The organism is Kitasatospora sp. NPDC043949 (assembly GCF_056435365.1).
The window spans coordinates 1-17,813 of record NZ_JBWKEQ010000076.1; the positions used below are offsets into that span (position 1 = coordinate 1).

Below are 17,813 nucleotides of genomic sequence, written 5' to 3' on the forward strand. Positions count from 1 at the left end.
CCCCCCCCCCCCCCCCCCCCCCCCCCCCCCCCCCCCCCCCCCCCCCCCCCCCCCCCCCCCCCCCCCCCCCCCCCCCCCCCCCCCCCCCCCCCCGGACCCGGATCCGCTCAGTGGGCGGAGTGCTTCTCCGCTCCGCGGTGCCGGTGGCCCTTGAGCTCGGCGTGCATCGACGGGGCGGCGTGCCCCGCCGAGGCCGCCTGATCGCGGCCGCCGTGCCGGAAGGCGTCGGGCGCGGCGTACCCGGCGGTGGCGGAGGACATGGCGTCGGCGCGCAGCATCGGCACCAGCCGGGTGGGCGCGGTCGCCATGCCGCGGCGCTCCAGCAGTTCCTGGGTGCCCCGGCGGAGCTGGGCAGTGCTGCCCGGTGTTCGCCTGGTCATCGTCGGCCTCCCTTCGGCGGTCACCGGCGGGACGGATGTCGACCGGAGGGGCCGGGGGCCGCGCGGGCGTTATGTCCGGATTTTATCCGGGTTGCGCCCGGATGCCACCGGAAACGGGCCCCGGCTTCCCCGGACCGGCCCGATCCGCGGGACGCGCCCCGCGCCGGGCCTCAGCCCATGACCTCGTGGACGAAGCACCAGCGCCAGTCCTCGCCCCGCTCGTACGAGCGGATCACCGGATGCGAGGTGTTGTGGAAGTGCGCGGTGGCGTGCCGCTGCGGCGAGAAGTCGCAGCAGCCGATGTGGCCGCAGTCCAGGCAGATCCGCAGGTGCACCCAGTCCCGGCGCCCCTGGGCCAGGCAGTCGGCGCAGCCGTCGGCCGGGGGGAGGGGCTCGATGTCCTGGGGGGCCGCGGCGAGGTCTTCGCAGGCACTCATGCCCGCAGGGTAGTGACGGCCCGGCCGGCCCCGGCCTCAAGACACGCCGCGCGCCCGGTCGGCCTTCCCGACGCCAGGGTGGTACCGCCGTACCCAGGAACGCGGATCCCGGGAGGGCCGCACCCGGGACGCACACGGCCCTGGGCGAACCTCCGCCGCCCGCACACAGTTGTCGTCGTCAGCCCCACCACCCTCCCAGGCCCAGGAGCCACCGATGAGCTACCCCGCCCTCGCCGCCCGCACCGCCGTCGTCACCGGAGCCGCCAGCGGCATGGGCGCGGCCACCGCCCGCCTGCTCGCCGCCCACGGCGCCCGGGTCGCCCTGCTCGCCCGCCGCACCGACCGCCTCGACACCCTCGCGGCCGAGCTCACCGCCGCCGGCGGCCAGGCCCTCGCCGTCACCGCCGACATCACCGACCAGGCCTCCGTCGACGCCGCCGCCAAGGCCGTCCACGACGCCTACGGCCGGGTCGACCTGGTGGTCAACAGCGCCGGCGTGATGCTGCCCAACCCCCTCGCCGACGGCCGGACCGACGAGTGGACCCGCATGGTCGACACCAACCTCACCGGCGCCCTGCGGATCATCCGCGCCTTCGCCGACGACCTCACCGCGGCCGCCGCCGACGGCCGGGCCGCCGACCTGGTCAACGTCTCCTCCATCGCCTCGCGCGTCGTCTTCCCCAACTACGCCGTGTACAGCGCCACCAAGGCCGCGCTCACCCAGCTGTCCGCCGCCCTGCGCTCCGAACTCAGCCCCCGCGACGTCCGGGTCAGCTCCATCGAGCCCGGCCTGACCGACACCGAACTCGGCGGCCACATCGACAACCCCGCCCTGCGCGAACAGCTCGGCGGGATGTTCGCGGCCATCCCCGCACTCACCGCGGAGGACCTCGCCGACCTGATCGCCTACACCGTCAGCCGCCCCCGGCACGTCAACCTGAGCCACACGGTCGTCGTGCCGACCCGGCAGGCGTAGGGCCTCCCTCGGACTCCCCCGATCCGGGCCGGCTTCCGGGCTCCGGCTCCACCATCGGGGGAGGCATGGGAGCATGCCACCCGTGGCGATCGTGACGGGGAGAACGAACGGCGACACCGGCGGTGGCGACACCGCCGGCACGCCCGCACCGGCGGACACCGGCATACCGGCGAGCGCCGGAGCCGGCCGGGGCCCGGCCCGGGCGGTGTCCGAACCCGGCCGGATCCGGCAGCCCGTCGCCCTGATCCGGCTGCTCACCGGGCTCATCGCCATCGCCCTCACCCTGCTGCTCGCCGACTACGCCCGGGCCACCACCGGCGGCATCGCCGCCGACGTGGCCGAGGCCGCCGAACTGGTGCCCCGGCCGCTCGCCGGCCTCGCCGGCGGCCTCACCACCGCCGCCGTGCTGCTGGTGCCCGTCGTCCTCGCCGCCCGCCGCCTCCTCGGCCCCGATCGGCGACGCGCCCTCCAGCAGGTCTCCGACGGCCTGCTCGCCGCCGTCCTCGCCTACGGCGCCACCCTGCTCCTCGACCTGTGGGCCGACGGCGTCGCCCCCGTCTCCCTGCTCGCCGCCCTCACCCAGGCCCTACCGGGCGGCGCCCTCGGCCACACCGAGCCCGTCTACGGCTACCTCGCGCCCGTCCTCGCCTTCATGACCGCCTCCGGCAACCGCGAACACCGGGCCCCCTGGGCCGTCCTCGCCCTCTCCGGCCTCGCCGGACTCGCCGGCGGGTACGCCACCCCCACCGCCCTGCTGCTCGGCCTGCTCATCGGCTGGACCGGCGCCCACGGCACCCTCTACGCCGTCGGCACCCCCGACCCGCTGCCCAGGCCCGGCGAGATCCTCCGGGCCCTGCGCGAGAGCGGCCTGCACCCGGCCGAGGCCCACCCCGCCGGGCCCGACCGCTACCTGGTCCGGCAAGCCGACGACCGGCCCGACCTCGACGTCCAGCTCCTCGACCGGCAAGCCGTCACCGCCGCCGCCGTCCAGCGCGCCTGGCGCCGCCTGCGGCTGCGCACCGCCCCCCACCCCCGGGCCCTGCGCTCCCCCCGCGCCGGCCTCGAACACGAGGCGCTCGTCACCTACGCGGCCCTCGCCGCCGGCGTCCGCACCCGCCGCATCGCCGCCACCGCCGGCCTCGGCCAGGACACCGCCCTCATCGCCTACGAACACCTCCCCGGACGCACCCTCGACCGGCTCCCCGACGAGGAGATCACCGACGACCTGCTGGCCGACGCCTGGCGGCAGCTCGCCCGCCTCCAGCGCCGGGAGACCGCCCACCGGGCGCTCGTCCCGTCCTCGCTGCTGGTGGACGCGACCGGCGCGGTGCACCTGGTCGACTTCGCCGACGGCGACATCGCGGCCAGCGAACTCGTGCTGCGCTGCGACATCGCCCAGCTGCTCACCACCCTCGCCCTGCGGGCCGGCGCGGCCCGCTCCGTCCACACCGCTGTCACCGTCCTCGGCGCCGACACCGTCGAGGCCGCCCTCCCCCTCCTCCAGCCCATCGCGCTCGCCCGCACCACCCGCCACGCCCTCAAGCACACCGCCCGCCCGACCGCCGCCGCCCGCACGGACGGCCCGGCAGGCCCCGGGCCCGACGAGGCCGCCGCCGGCGGGGGCGGGCTGCTGGAGGAGATCCGGGCGGAGGTGCTGCGGACCAGGCCGCAGGCGGAGGTGCGGCCGGTGCGGTTGGAGCGGCTGCGGCCGCGGACCCTGCTGGCGGTGGTGGGCGGGGTGGTGGCCGGGTGGCTGCTGATCCCGCAGCTGTTCGCGGCCGAGGACAACCCGATCTCGGCGGTGGCCGACGCCGATCCGGCGTGGCTGGCGCTGGCGCTGCTGGCGGCGGCGCTGAGCCACGTGACGGCGGCGATGGGGTTCGTCGGGTTCGTGCCGGAGCGGCTGGACTTCCGCAACGCGGTGCTGGCGCAGCTGGCCGGGGCGTTCGTGAAGCTGGTGTCGCCCGGGGGCGTCGGCGGGATCGCGCTGAACACCCGGCTGTTGCAGCGGGCCGGGATCCCGACCGCGCAGGCGCTGTCCAGCGTCGGGGTGGGGCAGTTGATCGGCCTGGTGCTGCACCTGCTCCAGCTGGGCGCCTTCGTCTACCTGCTGGACCTGCAACCGGGCGGTTCGGAGCTGGACGCGCTGCCCGCCGTGGTGGGCGGGCTGGCGGGGGCGGCGGCGCTGCTGGCGGTGGTGTCGGCGGTGCCGCCGGCCCGGCGCTGGCTGGCGGCGCGGCTGCGGCCGCTGACCACCGAGGTGCTGCCGCGGCTGCTGGACCTGCTGCGCAGCCCGGCCCGGCTGGCGGTGGGACTGACCGGGCAGCTGCTGGTGTCGATCTGCCTGATCGGCTGCCTGTACTGCTGCACCCGGGCGATCGGCCGGGAGCCGTCCTTCGCCTCGGTGGCGGTGGTGTTCCTGGTGGGCAACGCGGCGGGCAACGTGGCGCCCACCCCGGGCGGGGCCGGCGCGGTGGACGGGGCGCTGATCGCGCTGCTGCAGCAGACCGCGTCGATGGAGAAGGGCGGCGCGCTGGCGGCGGTGGCGACGTACCGCCTGCTGACGCTGATCCTGCCGGTGCTGCCGGGCTGGGCGGCGATGACCTGGCTGCAGCGCCGCCGGGCGCTGTAGGGCCCCGGACAGCGCGCGCACCCCGGACGGCGCCCCGGACCGGGCCCGGCGGCGGCTACTCGCGGTACTCGTCCTCGTCGAGCTGGACGACGCGGCTCTGCTCGGCGGCGTCGGCGACATCGGTGGCCGGGTCGGCTCCGACGGCCCGGCGTTCGGCCACCTCGTCGTACTCGTCGCCCTCGGGTGCCTCGTCGTCGGGTTCGACGGTCTCGACGGCCTCGTCGATCAGGTAGTCCTCGTGATTCTGCGGCATGGCGTCCGTCCTCACTGTTCGGAGGCACTGTCCGGAGGCTCCCACGGGCGCGGGGGCGGTACTGGCAGTATCCGTCGCCGGGCGGCCGGGCGCGATTGCGCCGCGGCGGCCCCGCGGCGCCCGGGCCGCCGGCCGGCACGGAACGCGCCGCAGGCCACCGGGGGTACGATCGGTGCCGTACCAAGGGCTTACCCACACCCACCCGGTGGCCCCGAGGCCCTTACGAACGACGGGGAAATCATGTCCGGCTCGCACTACTTCACCGGTGCACCCGAGGTCGCCAGCGAGCGCCGGCCGATCACGGTCTCCCTGCCGGACCTCACCCTCGAACTGACCACCGACACCGGAGTGTTCTCGCGCGGCCGGCTCGACCCGGGCACCCGGATCCTGCTGGAGCACGCCCCGCAGCCGCGGGTGCGCGGCCCGATCCTGGACGTCGGCTGCGGCTACGGCCCGATCGCGCTGACCTGGGCGAGCCGGCGCAGGCGGCTGCCGGTCTGGGCGGTGGACGTGAACGAGCGCGCGCTGGAACTGGTGCGGCTGAACGCCGAGGCGCTGCGGCTGGGCAACGTCCAGGCCGCGCTGCCCGAGGACGTCCCGCAGGACGTGCGGTTCGCCACCATCTACTCCAACCCGCCGATCCGGATCGGCAAGGCCGCGCTGCGCCGGCTGCTCACGCACTGGCTCGGCCGGCTGACCCCGGACGGCTCGGCGTTCCTGGTGGTGCAGAAGCACCTGGGCTCGGACTCGCTGCAGAAGTGGCTGAACGAGCAGGGCTACCCGACCACCCGGGTCGCGTCGGTCAACGGGTTCCGGATTCTGGAAGCACGACCCCGCCCGGAGCCGGGCGAGGGCACGGAGAGTGGACGGGGAACGTCGTCGTGAAGCAGTTGCGCGGGACCGAACTGAAGCGACTGCACCGCTCGTGGCGGCGCAGCAACGAGTTCCGGCTCGCGATGATCCTGGAGAACCTGCAGTCGCCGTTCAACGTCGGCTCGGTGGTCCGGACCGGGGCCGCGATGGGCGCCGAGAAGCTGTACCTGGCCGGGGAGACCCCGTCGGTGCGCTCCTCGGGCGCGCAGAAGGCCGCGATGGGCACCGACAAGTACCTGAAGGTGGAGCACTTCCCGACGGTCGCGGAGGCGGTCGCGGCGGCGAAGGCGGACGGCTTCAAGGTGGTCGGCCTGGAGCTGGCGGACGAGGCGGTGCCGATGTTCGCCGCCGAACTGACCCCGGCGGTGGCCTTCGTGCTGGGGCACGAGGACCGCGGGATCACCCCCGACGCGCTGGCGCTCTGCGACCAGGTGGTGTTCGTACCGCAGCTGGGCCGGGTCGGCTCGCTGAACGTGTCGGCGGCCGCGACGGTGGCCTGCTACGAGGCGCGCCGCCAGGGGTACGCGATCAGCGGCACCCCGGACGGCACCGACCTCGGCGACCTCGGCGGGGCCGACGACGAGTAGGACCTGATCCGATCCGGAGGGGTGTGCCGAAAGGCCACCCCTCCGGTCGTTTCCGCCCGGCGGTACGGGACGGTCGACCACGCCTGCGGGCCGGACCTCCCCGGCGTCCGCGGGGAGCTCGCCCCGGCCCCGCCGGCGGTGGTCAGCGCAGCGTCAGCTAAGCGTCAGCGCTCCAGGCGACTGTAGTTGGCATGACGTCGATCACGGCAGTCTCCAGCTGTCTTCCCGACACCATCCCGATCGCGCGCTTCCAACAGGAACTCCAGCTGACGGATGTGCAGCTCCGGCGCTACCAGCGCTTCTACGGGCTCTCCGAGGTGTGCCGCGACCCCGCGGCCACCGAGACCGAGCTGCTGCTGCGCGCCGCGACCAAGCTGGTGGAGCTGCGCGGGCAGGAACAGCGCGTCAAGTACGTCCTCCAGGCCCGCACGATGCCGTCGCCGCTGCCGTACCCGATGACCTCGCTCCGACCGATCCAGGTCGAGCTCGGCCTGGAGCACGCCGCCGGCTTCGTCGTCTCGCACCACGCCTGCGCCTCCGGGCTGCTCGCGCTGGACCTGGCGGGCACCCTGCTGGCCGCCGACCCGGATCCGAACGCGCTCGCCCTGGTCCTGGCCGGGGAGAAGGCGTGCACCACCCGGACGCAGTCCATCCCGGACGTCACCGTCATGGGCGAGGGCACCGTGGCCTTCCTGGTGAGCGCGGACCGTGCCGGCTCCGACCGGATGCTCGGCTACGCGACGCGCACCCACACCCAGTTCGGCGACGAGTTCATCATGGGCGACGCCGCCGCCAAGGAGTTCCAGGACCTGTACGGGCCCGGCCTGTGCGAGGTGATCGGCGCCGCCCTGGAGGAGGCCGGCTGCGGCCTCGACGAGCTGGCGCTCGTGCTGCCGCACAACGTCAACCGGCTGTCGTGGATCGGCGTCTGCAAGGCGCTCGGGCTGCCGCTCGACAAGGTCTTCCTCGACCTGGTCGGCGAGACCGGGCACTGCTTCTGCGCCGACCCCTTCATCAACCTGCAGAAGGCCACCGAGCTGGGGCGGCTGCGCCCCGGCGACCGCTACCTGATGACCAGCGTGGGGCTCGGGGCGACCTTCGCCGCGATGGTCCTGGAGCACTGACGGCCGCCCACCGGATCGGCCGTCCCCCGCAGTACCGGCGCACCCGCACCACCGCAGCACCGCAGTACCCGCGCACCCGCCGCACCGCGCCCGAGCGCACACGAGAAATGACGAGGTCGACATGCATCTACCGTCCTCCGGCTTCAGCGCGCGCCTCAAGCGCGCCGTGACCGGGTCCGCGGACACCCCGCTGGTGTTCCTGGGCAACTTCGAGGTGGAGAACCACTGGGCGCTCGGCGAGCCCGCGCTGCCCCGGGTCGCCTCGCACGCGGGCAGTGCGGTGGTGAACCGCATGGACGAGTTCGCGCTGCTGCTCGGCGGCAAGGACGACCACGTCGTGCTGAAGACCGCCCTGGACGAGGGCTACCGCGGCTACCTGGAGGGCCTCGGCCTGGAGCTGCCCACCGTGCACGTGGTGGCCGGCCAGGACCCGCAGCGCACCGTCAGCGAGGACGCCCTCGCCGACCCCGAGCTGCTGCGCGCGCTGTCCGCCGTCGCCGCCGAGGGCGCCCGGCTGACCGCGCACGGCATCTCCACCATCGAGGAGGAGCTGGCCGAGCGCACCGGGCTGCGGCTGGGCGCGCCGACCGCCGCGGTCTGCAAGCGGGTCAACAGCAAGGTGTACAGCCGCCGGCTCTCCGACGAGCTGGGCATCCGCCAGGCCCGCGGCTGGGCCTGCGAGACGCTGGAGGAGCTGGCCGAGGCGGTGGCCGCGGCCGGTGAACTGCTGGCGGCGGGCCGCAAGGTGGTGCTGAAGGACGCGTTCGGCGTGTCCGGCAAGGGCATCGTCGTGCTGGACTCCGAGGCCCGGCTGGGCCGGCTGCACCGGATGGCGGTCCAGCAGGCCGAGCGCGCCGCCAAGGCCGCGGGCGGGGCCCCGCGCACCGCGCTGGTGATCGAGGAGTGGGTCGCCAAGCGCTGCGACCTCAACTACCAGTTCACGGTGGGCCGGGACGGCTCCACGCACTTCGACTTCGTCAAGGAGCTGCTGACCGAGGGCGGCGTCCACAAGGGCCACCGAATCCCGGCCCGGCTGACCGACGGGCAGGTCGCCGAGATCGGGGCGACGGCGCTGCGGCTCGGCGAGCGGCTCGCCGCCGACGGCTACTACGGCGTGGTCGGCGTCGACGCGATGGTCGACCCGGACGAGGGCCTGTACCCGGTCATCGAGATCAACGCCCGCAACAACATGTCCACGTACCAGAACGTGGTGCACGAGGGCGGCCTGGCCGGGGCCGACGAGGTCGCCGTCGCCCGGCACTTCCCGCTGCGGCTGACCCGCCCGCTGCCCTTCGCCGAACTGGCCGAGGTGCTGGACGGGCTGCTGCTGACCGAGCGGGGACCGCGCCCGCGCGGCCTGTTCGTGAACAACTACGCCACGGTGAACGCCGCCGCGGGCACCGCCGCCGACACCGAAGCGGACGGCTTCGAGGGCCGGCTGTACGGCGTGCTCGTCGGTGCCTCCGACGAGGAGATCGAGGCGCTCGACACCGACATCACCCGCCGCCTCGCGGCCTACCCGGAACGGAGCTGACCGTGAGCGTCGCATTCGAGGTGCAGGGCCTCGGGATCACCGAGCTCGCCGAGGAGTTCGGCACCCCGCTCTACCTGTACGACGGCGAGGAGATCACCACCCGCTTCCAGGGGCTGCGCGAGGCGCTGCACCCGGCGCTGGAGGTCTTCTACTCGCTCAAGGCGAACCCCAACATCTCCGTCTGCGCGCTGCTGCACAGCCTGGGCTCGCGCGCCGAGGTGTCCTCGCTGACGGAGCTGGTCACCGCCCGCCGGGCCGGGGTCGAGCCGCGCGACATCATCTTCCTCGGCCCGGGCAAGAGCCGCGGCGAGGTGGCGGCCTGCCTGGACGAGGACATCCACGCGATCGTCTGCGAGTCGATCGGCGAGCTGGACCTGATCGACGAGGTGGCCCGCGAGCGCGGGATCACCGCCCGGGTCGCGCTGCGGGTCAACCCGAGCTTCTCGGTGAAGGGTTCGGGCCTGACCATGGGCGGCAAGCCGCGCCAGTTCGGCACCGACGAGGAGCTGCTGCTGGCCGAGGGCAAGGACCTCGCCGGCCGCTACCCCAACATCCGGCTGATGGGCGTCCAGGTGTACCTGGGCACCCGCATCCTGATCGAGGAGTCCGTCGTCGAGAACACCCGGCGGATCCTGGAGCTGGCCGAGCGCCTCTCCACCGAGCTGGGCTTCCCGCTGGAGACGGTCGACGTCGGCGGCGGCCTCGGCATCGCCTACTTCGACAACGAGAAGGACCTCGACGTCGCCGAGCTGACCGCCGGGCTCAACCCGCTGATCGCGGACTTCCGCACCCGGCACCCGGACACCCGCATGATCATGGAGCTGGGCCGCTTCCTGGTCGCCGCGTCCGGCACCTACGTCACCCGGGTGCGCTACACCAAGACCTCGATGGGCGAGAACTTCGCGGTCACCGACGGCGGCACCAACCACCACATGGCGGCCGTCGGCATCGGCTCGTACGTGAAGCGCAACTTCCCGATGGCCGCGCTGGAGCGGCTGGACGAGCCGGCCACCGAGCCCTGGCACATCACCGGTCCGCTCTGCACGCCCAACGACGTCATCGGCAAGAAGGTGCCGATGCCGGCGCTGCGGGCCGGCGAGCTGATCGGGGTGCAGCGCTCCGGCGCGTACGGGCCGACGGCCTCGCCGGTGCACTTCCTCAGCCACGGCTACCCGGCGGAGGTGCTCGTCCTGGACGGGCGGGCGCACCTGATCCGGGAGCGCGACGACGTCGAGGCCATGCTCGGCCGCCAGCGGCTGTACGCGGCCCCCGGCGACGACCAGAACTAACCACCGACCGGCCGACCCACGGCCGGGACCAGCCCGAGGAGAACACCATGAGCGACACCGCCAACACCGTGGCCGACGTGAAGTACGTCGACGCCGTCCGCAAGGGCCTGTCGGAGGTCCTCAACAAGGACGTCTCCGGCGCCGACCCGGGCGTCCGCCTCTTCGACGAGCTGGGCCTGGACTCCAGCAGCGCGCTCGAACTGCTCATCACCATCGAGGAGATCCTCGACGTGCAGTTCGACGCCGACGAGCTGGACATGACCCACTTCGAGACCGTGGGCTCGCTGGCCGGCTTCGTCGCCGCGGAAGCGAGCGCCTAAGCATGTTCCGCGCGACTGCGCCCGTGCGGCGTCCGGCCCCGGCCGGCGCGGACGGCCCGCACGGCACGCCCGGCCCGGCCCCGGCGGCGGTCCTGCCGCGGCTGATCCGGGCCGGCGCCCACACCCCGCCGGGGCCTGGCGCGCCGTACCGGCCGGAGGCCGCGCGGGAGGACTTCTACCGCGAGCTCGGGGCGCTCTACGGCGCGGACTTCGACCGCGAGCAGTTCGCCGCCTCGGGGCGGCGCACCTCGGTGGAACTGGCCCACGGCGCGCTCGACGCGCTGGGCCCGCTGCCCGCCGAGGAGTGCCCCGAGGTGGTGGTGGTCGCCTACTCCGCACCGGACTTCGACCACGCCGAGCTGGTCGCCTCCTGCGTGAAGGGGCGGCTGCCGGGCGAGCCGCTCTCCTTCGCCCTGTCCGACCAGGGCGTCCTGGCGCCGTTCAGCGCGCTGCGGGTCGCCGTGGAGTACGCCCGGCGGTGCGGCTGGTCGCGGCTGCTGCTGCTGGTCGTGGACCAGGGCACCCAGCCGTTCCCGCTGCCCGCGACGGGGCAGGGCGCCGTCCACGCGGACGCCGCGGTCGCGCTGCTGATCCACTGGGACGGCGGCGACGCGCCGCTGGGTGGCGCGGCCCAGGGCCTCCCGGAGCCGGCGCTGTTCGCCGGCTGGGACACCTCGGCCGCGCTGGTCACCGGCTCCGGCCTGTCCGACGGCTGTGCTGAACTTCCGACACACGGCGGTCCGTGGACCAAGGTGGCGGCCGGACAGCCCGCCACCGGCGGCTGGGCCGCCCTGCTCGCCGCCGCCGACCGGGACCGCCCGGTGGTGGTGGCCGACTACGACCGGGAACGCGGATTCCTGGCCTACTGCACACTCGACACGGGGGAGTTGGGGGTCCGATGACGGTTCCGGCCGAGGTGCGCGAGCACTGGCAGGAAGCCCGGACGAGCGCGCGCAACGACGGCCTCGTCCCCGCACTGACCCTGCTCTCCCGCGCGCTGTCCCCCGGGGTGGCACCGCGCGGCCCGCGCGGGCACGCCGTGGTCCCGCGCGAACTCCTCGGCGAGTACGCCGAGTTCGGCGACGACGAGGACGGGGACGGGGGCCTGGACCCGGTGCCCGGCCTGGCCGTCCTGAGCCCCGCCGACGCCACCCGGGGCCCCGCCGGCCCCGACGCCCACGACTGGGGCACCGGCCTCGCCTGGCTGCGGCTCGGCGCGTCCGAGCGGCTGCGGGAGGCCTGCCTGGCCTACCTCGCCGGCCGCCAGGTCGAGGGTTCCTCGCTGCTGCTGCAACAGCTGGTCAAGGGCGCGCTCGCCGACGTGCTGATCGACCACCTGGAGATCGAGGGCGTCCTCGACGACCTCGCCGAGGGGCCGGACGACTCCCCGTCGGCCCCCGCCCACCCCCTGGACGGCCCGGCCCTCGCCCGCCTCCAGGCCCAGATCACCCAGGCCGACCGCGCGCTGCTGCGGCTGCTCGGGGCGTACGGTTTCACCGCCGAGGGGCCGGGCCGGGCGGCGTACGCCTCCGAGCTCCTCGCCGACGTGTACTGCGGCTGGCCGGGGCCGGCCGGGGACACGGCACAGAACGTCGACTCCCGGAAGGGGAACGTGTGATCAGCCTGCCCGGCCCGCTGGAAACCACGCACCGGTACGTGCGGCGGTGGGCCGAAGACCTGCGGGCGGGCGCGCTCGACCTCGACCGGGACCCGGACGCCGTCCACCGCTTCCTGGACCTGCCCGCCGTGCGCTTCCTGGCCGGCCACCAGGTGCCGCCGGAGTGGGACCGGGCGTCCGCCGAGGCCGGTGCCGGCCCCGCGCACGGCCTGGCCACCCTGGAGCGGGTCCTGGTGAGCGAGGAACTGGCGCGCGGCGACGCCGGGATGATGCTGGGCGCGCCCGGCGCCTCGATGTGCGGGGTGCTGCTGAGCGTGCTCGGCAGCCAGGCGCAGAAGGACTGGGTGTACGGCCGGCTCGCCGAACGCCCCCGCTGGACCTGCTTCGGCCTCACCGAGCCCGACCGCGGCTCGGCCATCGGCGAGATGACCACCACGCTGACCCCGGTGGGCGACGGCTCGTACGTCCTGGACGGCGAGAAGCGCTACGTCGGCAACGCCGCCCGGGCCGACCTGGGCGCCGTGTTCGCGCGGGTCGCGGGCACCGAGCGGCTCGGCGTGCTGGCCGTCCTGGTGGACACCGCCGACCCCGGCTTCCGGGCGGAGCCGCTGCCCACCCTCGGCCTGCGCGGCGTCCAGCTGACCCGGATCACCCTCGACGGGGTGCACGTGCCCGCCGAACGGGTGCTCGGCGCCCACCTGCCGCCGACCCGGCGGGGGATGTGGAGCATCGTCTCGGTCTTCAACCAGCTCCGCCCGAGCGTGGCCGCGATCGCCCTCGGTATCGCCCGGGCCGCCCACGACTACGTCGCCGAGAACCGCCGGGAACTGCGCGGCGCGGAGCGCGAGCTGTTCGAGTCGCTCGGCCAGCGCATCGACGCGGCCCGCCAGTTGACCTACCGGGCGGCCCTCGCGGTGGACCGCAGGCCGGCCGCCGGGCACCTCTCCTCGGCCGCGAAGGCCCGCGCCTGCGAACTCGCCGAGGACGTCACGATGCGCGCGCCGGGTTTCTTCGGGCCCGGCGCCCGGCTGGACCACCCGCTCCTCGACAAACTCGCCCGGGACGCACGGGGCGTGGAGTTCATGGAGGGGACACGGAACATCCAGAAGCTGAATCTGTTCCAGGGGCTGCACACCGGAAAGGTGGGCCGGTTCTGAACGGGACAGAACAACCGGTCGGTCGGGACACGGTCGAGATCTGGCAGATTCCGCTGACCGGTGGCGAGCACCCGGACCAGCCGGGCGGCGAGGCCGTCCGGGGCGCCCCGGACGGGTACCCGCCGCACCTGGAGGAACTGCTCGACGAGCAGGAGCGGGCCCGCGCCCGGAGCGGACAGCTGCCCGGGCTGCGGCGCCGCTTCGTGCTCGCGCACGCCGCCACCCGGATCGTCCTCGGCGAGCGCCTCGGCCGCCACCCGGCCGGGCTGCGCTTCAGCCGCGGCCCGTGGGGGAAGCCGGCCGTCGAGGACGCGCCGGGCCTGCACTTCAACCTGTCCCACTCGGGCGAGATCGCCCTGCTCGCCCTGGCATCACGGCCGGTCGGCGTGGACGTCGAGCTGGCCCGTGCCGAGCTGGACACCGCCCGGCTGGCCGGTCGCTTCTTCCCCCCGGACGAACGGGAGCTGGTCGCCCGGGACGGGCCCGACGCCTTCACCCGGCTGTGGACCAGGAAGGAGGCGTGCGTGAAGGCCTCGGGCGCCAGGCTCACCCAGGGCATGGGGATCCCGGTCGCCCACGACGGACCGGAAGCCACCGTGTACGCACGCTCCGGGCCGTTGCCCGGGCCGTGGAGAGTCACCGACCTGCCGCTGCCCGAGGAATATGCGGGGTCCGTCGCACTGATCGGCGACGGGCCCTTTAACGTGTCCCGGCGGATGTGGTATCAAATTCCGCCCGGGGAATCCGGCGGCAGCCCTCTCGGGTCGGCTGTCAAGTAGAAGAAACTCCCCCTCCAATCGTCGAAGTTGTACCCGTGATCATGCGTCGAAGCGTCACTAGATTCAGTGATGCAGGCGAACGCCGCACCGCACCGGCCGGACTCATAAGTCAGGCCCGTGTCTTGATCCGGGCATTTCTTTTGAGGAGGGGAACGTGATCGTGGAAGGCAGGAACGTGATCACCAGGGCCGCTCGGTGGAGCGCCGTCCACCCCTGGTGGGCGATCGCGCTCTGGGTGGCGTTCGTCGTGGCGGCCCTCGTGGTCGGCGGCGTCACGGGCACCCGGCAGGCCACCACCTCCGACCTCGCCATCGGCCAGTCCGGCCGGGCGGCCGCGATCGCCCGCAGCGGCGGCCTCCAGGAGCGCGCGGTGGAGAACGTGCTCATCACCCCGTGGGGCGGCGGCCGGCTCGACCCCGTCCAGGCGCAGTCCGCGGCCTCGGACGCCACCCGCGACCTGAAGGCCCTCCCCGGCATCAGCTCGATCGACGCTCCGGTGCCCGCACCGGACGGCTCGGCCCTGCTCGTCCCGGTGACCCTCGACGGCGATCCGGAGACCTCCGCCGACCGGGTGCAGCCGCTCATCGACACCGTGGCGAGGACCCACGCGTCGCACACCGAGCTGCGGATGGAACTCGTCGGCGCCGGCTCGATCAAGGCCGGGCTCAACGAGATGCTGAGCAAGGACCTCGGCAAGGCGACCGTGCTGAGCCTGCCGGTGACGCTGCTCGTGATGGTCTTCGTCTTCGGCGCGATCGTCGCCGCGAGCGTCCCGGTCGTCCTCGGCCTGTCCTCGGTGCTCGCCGGGCTGGGCCTGTGGGGGGTGGCCTCCCAACTGGTGCCCGACCCGGGGCCGGTGACGCACGTCATCGTGCTGATGGGCATGGCCATCGGGGTCGACTACTCGCTGTTCTACCTCAAGCGCCAGCGCGAGGAGCGGGCGTTGGGCGCCAACAACATCGACGCCATCGAGATCGCGGCCGCCACCTCCGGGCACTCGGTGCTGGTGTCCGGCGTGGTCGTCATGATCTCGATGGGGGCGCTCTACCTCGCCGGGCACATCGCCTTCGAGTCGATGGCCACCGGCGCGGTGCTGGTGGTCGCCATCGCGATCACCTCCTCGCTGACCGTGCTGCCGGCCATGCTGTCCCGGTTCGGCCGCTACCTGGACGCGCCGCGGGTCCCGCTGGTGTGGCGGCTCACCCAGAAGGGCGGGGTCAAGCCGCGGCTGTGGTCGACCATGCTCAAGCCCGCCCTGCGCCACCCGGTGATCGCGCTGGTGCTCTCGGTCGGCGCGCTGCTCGTCCTCGCGCTGCCCGCCCTCGGCCTGAAGCTCAAGGCCACCGGGATCGACGACCTGCCCCGGTCGATCCCGGCGATGCAGGCCAACGAGCGGCTGACCGGCTCCTTCCCGAGCCAGGCCGACACCCACACCGTCGCGGTGAAGGTCCCGGCCGACCGGACGGCGGAACTGGGCGGCGCGGTGGAGGCGCTGGTCGAACGCGCCTCGCAGGACGCCCTCTTCGTGCACAACCCGGCGCCGACCGTCCGCACCTCCCCCGACGGCACGGTCGCCACCATCGCGATCGGCACCCACTTCGACAGCGGCTCCCCGCAGGCCCGCGCCTCGCTGGCCCGGCTGCGCCAGGACCTCGCCCCGCAGACCCTCGGCACGGTCGCGGGCGCCGAGTTCGCGGTCGGCGGCAGCGACGTCGCGTTCGACGTCGACTACCGGGCGAACGTCATGCACAAGATGCCCTGGGTGCTCGGGGTGGCCCTGGTGCTGACCTTCCTGGTGATGACCGTCGCGTTCCGCTCGGTGATGCTCGCGCTGATCACCGTGGTGCTCAACCTGCTGTCCGCGGCGGCCTCCTTCGGCCTGCTCGCGCTGATCTTCCAGCACACCTGGGCGGAGGACCTGCTGCACTTCGAGTCCACCGGCCGGGTGGTGGCCTGGCTGCCGCTGATGCTCTTCGTGATCCTGCTCGGCCTGTCGATGGACTACCACGTCTTCGTGGTCAGCCGGATCCGGGAGGCGGCGCGCGGCGGGCTCTCCGTGAAGGAGGCGGTCGAGCAGGGCATCACCCGCACGGCGGGCGTGGTGACCAGCGCCGCGGTGGTGATGGTCTGCGTGTTCGCCCTGCTGGCCTCGCTGAACTTCATCGAGATGAAGCAGATGGGGGTGGGCATGGCCTGCGCGGTGCTGCTCGACGCGACGGTGATCCGGATCGTCGTCCTGCCGGCCGTGGTCACCCTGCTCGGCTGGAAGACCTTCTGGCCCTCGCGGCTCGCGCGCCAGACCACGACCCGGACCCCGCGGATGCCGGCCATCGTGGCCGCGGCGGCGGCGGCCTCGGCGGCACGCACGACCCTCCCGTAACACGGGACCCGTCCAACTCGACGGCCGGGGAAGGGCTTAGCCCCTTCCCCGGCCCTTTTCGTGTGCGTTTCGTGCAGGCACCGGCCACAACCAGTCGTGGCAAGGGGTTTGACGCCGACTGTCCCGTGGTGGTTTGTTACGGGAGTTGTAGAATCGCATGCGCGTTCGTCGGCACGTGAACGACCTTCCCGGTGACGGGGGGGCGCAACTGCCGCCGGACGCACCACGGGGAAGCAGGGGGCGGTCAGGGGGGTGGCCATGCACAGTGACGGCAGCCTCGCCTCGGCGCGCTGGCGCAACGAACTCACCCGGGTCGGGACGCTGTCCGGACGGGAACGGCAGGTCTTCGACCTGATCGGTGCCGGACACTCCAACCGCGGCATCGCCGCCCGACTGCACGTCACGGAGCGCACGGTGAAGGCGCACGTCGCCAACATCCTCGCGAAACTGGGAGTGGAGTCGCGGCTTCAGGTGGGGTTGGTGGCGCAGGTTCATCAACTCATGTACGAAGGTACATGGCCGGACGACCCAGGCGTGTCCGATACTTGACCAGCGCGAATGATACCCAGGCTTTTCCCCTTTGTCAGGCCACCCCAAACACGTCGACCACTGTTGGCGGTGGCCGGGCCGAGGTCACAGGAGAAAGGCTTGTGGCTGGAGTTCACCGCTAGGGACGGGGAATTTGGTGTACATCTCCATATTAGGCCCACTATTGATCGGCGACGGTCAGCGCACCGTAGGTCTACGGGCGAAGAAGAATCGCGTGATGCTCACCATGCTGGCGCTCAACGCCGGCCAGGTGGTCGCGTTCGACGAACTGATCGACGAGCTGTGGGGGGAAGCGCCGCTCAAGAACGCGCGCAACGCCTTGCAGGCCAATGTCAAACGCATGCGCAAGTCGTTGGCGGAACTTGGTCTGGAGGGGCCGGACCAGGAACTCATCCGCACGGTTGACAACGGTTACATGCTCAACGTCTCGGAGGACGCGGTCGACGCGTACCGATTCCTGCGGACGGCGGAGAAAGGCGCGGGGCTGGTCAGCGACCGGCCGTACGAAGCGATGGACACGCTCCGCAAGTCGCTCGCGATGTGGCGCGGACCGGCCCTGCTCGACACGAGCGACGGGCCCTGGTGCCGGGCCGTCGCGCTGCGTCTGGACGAGCAGCGCAAGACCGCGCGGGAGGACCTCATCTCGGCGCAGCTGCAAGCGGGCGAGGCGGGGGCGGTGGTGGCCGAGCTGAAGCAGTTGCTCGCCCAGTACCCGGAACGCGAGCGGTTCAGCGAGCAGTTGATGATCGCCCTCTACCGGTGCGGCCGGCAGTCGGAGGCCGTCGACATCTTCCATCGCACCCGGAAGTGGCTCGACGACGAGTTGGGGCTCAAACCGAGTCGTCGTCTCCACCACCTCTATCAGGCGATCCTGATGCAGGACCCCTCGCTGTAAGTCCCGTCGGGGCGAGGGCAGTTCGCCCCG

18 protein-coding genes are annotated in these 17,813 nt (G+C 73.6%); 15 read left to right on the forward strand and 3 right to left on the reverse strand.

All coding sequences use genetic code 11. From position 1 onward, the window contains the following. Positions 1 to 107 precede the first annotated feature (107 nt). On the reverse strand, positions 108 to 380 hold the full coding sequence (locus AC07AL_RS35895; RefSeq protein ID WP_363582450.1) for a hypothetical protein: 273 nt from the start codon (positions 378 to 380) through the stop codon (positions 108 to 110). A 170-nt stretch (positions 381 to 550) separates the two neighbouring features. Then, the gene (locus AC07AL_RS35900) at positions 551 to 817 is read right to left on the reverse strand and encodes a UBP-type zinc finger domain-containing protein (protein WP_363582452.1); all 267 of its coding nucleotides are present in this window, start codon (positions 815 to 817) and stop codon (positions 551 to 553) included. A 214-nt stretch (positions 818 to 1,031) separates the two neighbouring features. Between AC07AL_RS35900 and AC07AL_RS35905 the strand changes: the two genes are divergently transcribed. Together AC07AL_RS35905 and AC07AL_RS35910 are read left to right on the forward strand one after the other, a co-directional pair. Beyond that, entirely contained in the window at positions 1,032 to 1,793 is a 762-nt protein-coding gene (locus tag AC07AL_RS35905) for an SDR family oxidoreductase (protein ID WP_363582454.1), read from the forward strand. A gap of 82 nt (positions 1,794 to 1,875) precedes the next feature. Next, positions 1,876 to 4,425, forward strand: a complete 2,550-nt coding sequence (locus AC07AL_RS35910; RefSeq protein ID WP_363582456.1) for a lysylphosphatidylglycerol synthase transmembrane domain-containing protein — start codon at positions 1,876 to 1,878, stop codon at positions 4,423 to 4,425. Positions 4,426 to 4,480: 55 nt separating this feature from the next. On the opposite strand, the gene AC07AL_RS35915 is transcribed toward AC07AL_RS35910, so the two are convergent. After that, on the reverse strand, positions 4,481 to 4,678 hold the full coding sequence (locus tag AC07AL_RS35915; protein WP_363582458.1) for a hypothetical protein: 198 nt from the start codon (positions 4,676 to 4,678) through the stop codon (positions 4,481 to 4,483). 240 nt (positions 4,679 to 4,918) lie between these two features. Between AC07AL_RS35915 and AC07AL_RS35920 the strand changes: the two genes are divergently transcribed. The 13 genes from AC07AL_RS35920 (at position 4,919) to AC07AL_RS35980 (ending at position 17,783) form a co-directional block, all read left to right on the forward strand. Then, positions 4,919 to 5,563, forward strand: coding sequence for a class I SAM-dependent methyltransferase (locus AC07AL_RS35920; RefSeq protein ID WP_063348741.1), 645 nt, complete (start codon positions 4,919 to 4,921; stop codon positions 5,561 to 5,563). Next, complete coding sequence (locus tag AC07AL_RS35925) at positions 5,560 to 6,138, forward strand: TrmH family RNA methyltransferase (protein ID WP_363582460.1); 579 nt, start codon at positions 5,560 to 5,562, stop codon at positions 6,136 to 6,138. Before AC07AL_RS35920 ends, AC07AL_RS35925 begins: the two co-directional genes overlap by 4 nt. A 191-nt stretch (positions 6,139 to 6,329) precedes the next feature. After that, on the forward strand, positions 6,330 to 7,262 hold the full coding sequence (locus AC07AL_RS35930) for a 3-oxoacyl-[acyl-carrier-protein] synthase III C-terminal domain-containing protein (RefSeq protein WP_363582462.1): 933 nt from the start codon (positions 6,330 to 6,332) through the stop codon (positions 7,260 to 7,262). A 121-nt stretch (positions 7,263 to 7,383) separates the two neighbouring features. Beyond that, positions 7,384 to 8,796 carry a preATP grasp domain-containing protein gene (locus tag AC07AL_RS35935; protein WP_400809907.1) on the forward strand — a complete coding sequence of 471 codons (1,413 nt, stop codon included), beginning with the start codon at positions 7,384 to 7,386 and terminating at the stop codon, positions 8,794 to 8,796. A gap of 2 nt (positions 8,797 to 8,798) precedes the next feature. Then, positions 8,799 to 10,085: a type III PLP-dependent enzyme gene (locus tag AC07AL_RS35940; protein WP_363582466.1), complete on the forward strand. Its 1,287-nt coding sequence runs from the start codon at positions 8,799 to 8,801 to the stop codon at positions 10,083 to 10,085. Between the two features lie 47 nt (positions 10,086 to 10,132). Next, positions 10,133 to 10,405: an acyl carrier protein gene (locus AC07AL_RS35945; RefSeq protein ID WP_063348736.1), complete on the forward strand. Its 273-nt coding sequence runs from the start codon at positions 10,133 to 10,135 to the stop codon at positions 10,403 to 10,405. Positions 10,406 to 10,407: 2 nt separating this feature from the next. Then, entirely contained in the window at positions 10,408 to 11,307 is a 900-nt protein-coding gene (locus tag AC07AL_RS35950) for a hypothetical protein (protein ID WP_478319420.1), read from the forward strand. Continuing rightward, positions 11,304 to 12,023, forward strand: coding sequence for a hypothetical protein (locus AC07AL_RS35955; RefSeq protein WP_363617639.1), 720 nt, complete (start codon positions 11,304 to 11,306; stop codon positions 12,021 to 12,023). The genes AC07AL_RS35950 and AC07AL_RS35955 overlap by 4 nt, the downstream gene beginning before the upstream one ends. Beyond that, positions 12,020 to 13,180, forward strand: coding sequence for an acyl-CoA dehydrogenase family protein (locus AC07AL_RS35960; RefSeq protein WP_363582472.1), 1,161 nt, complete (start codon positions 12,020 to 12,022; stop codon positions 13,178 to 13,180). The genes AC07AL_RS35955 and AC07AL_RS35960 overlap by 4 nt, the downstream gene beginning before the upstream one ends. Before the next feature lie 203 nt (positions 13,181 to 13,383). Beyond that, the gene (locus AC07AL_RS35965) at positions 13,384 to 13,959 is read left to right on the forward strand and encodes a 4'-phosphopantetheinyl transferase family protein (RefSeq protein ID WP_363582474.1); all 576 of its coding nucleotides are present in this window, start codon (positions 13,384 to 13,386) and stop codon (positions 13,957 to 13,959) included. A gap of 154 nt (positions 13,960 to 14,113) precedes the next feature. After that, positions 14,114 to 16,339, forward strand: coding sequence for an MMPL family transporter (locus tag AC07AL_RS35970; RefSeq protein WP_400326897.1), 2,226 nt, complete (start codon positions 14,114 to 14,116; stop codon positions 16,337 to 16,339). Between the two features lie 258 nt (positions 16,340 to 16,597). Then, positions 16,598 to 16,888, forward strand: a complete 291-nt coding sequence (locus AC07AL_RS35975; protein WP_107453059.1) for a helix-turn-helix domain-containing protein — start codon at positions 16,598 to 16,600, stop codon at positions 16,886 to 16,888. A 214-nt stretch (positions 16,889 to 17,102) separates the two neighbouring features. After that, a complete protein-coding gene (locus AC07AL_RS35980) occupies positions 17,103 to 17,783 on the forward strand; it encodes an AfsR/SARP family transcriptional regulator (RefSeq protein ID WP_478319421.1) in 681 nt (226 codons plus the stop codon). Positions 17,784 to 17,813: the final 30 nt, after the last annotated feature.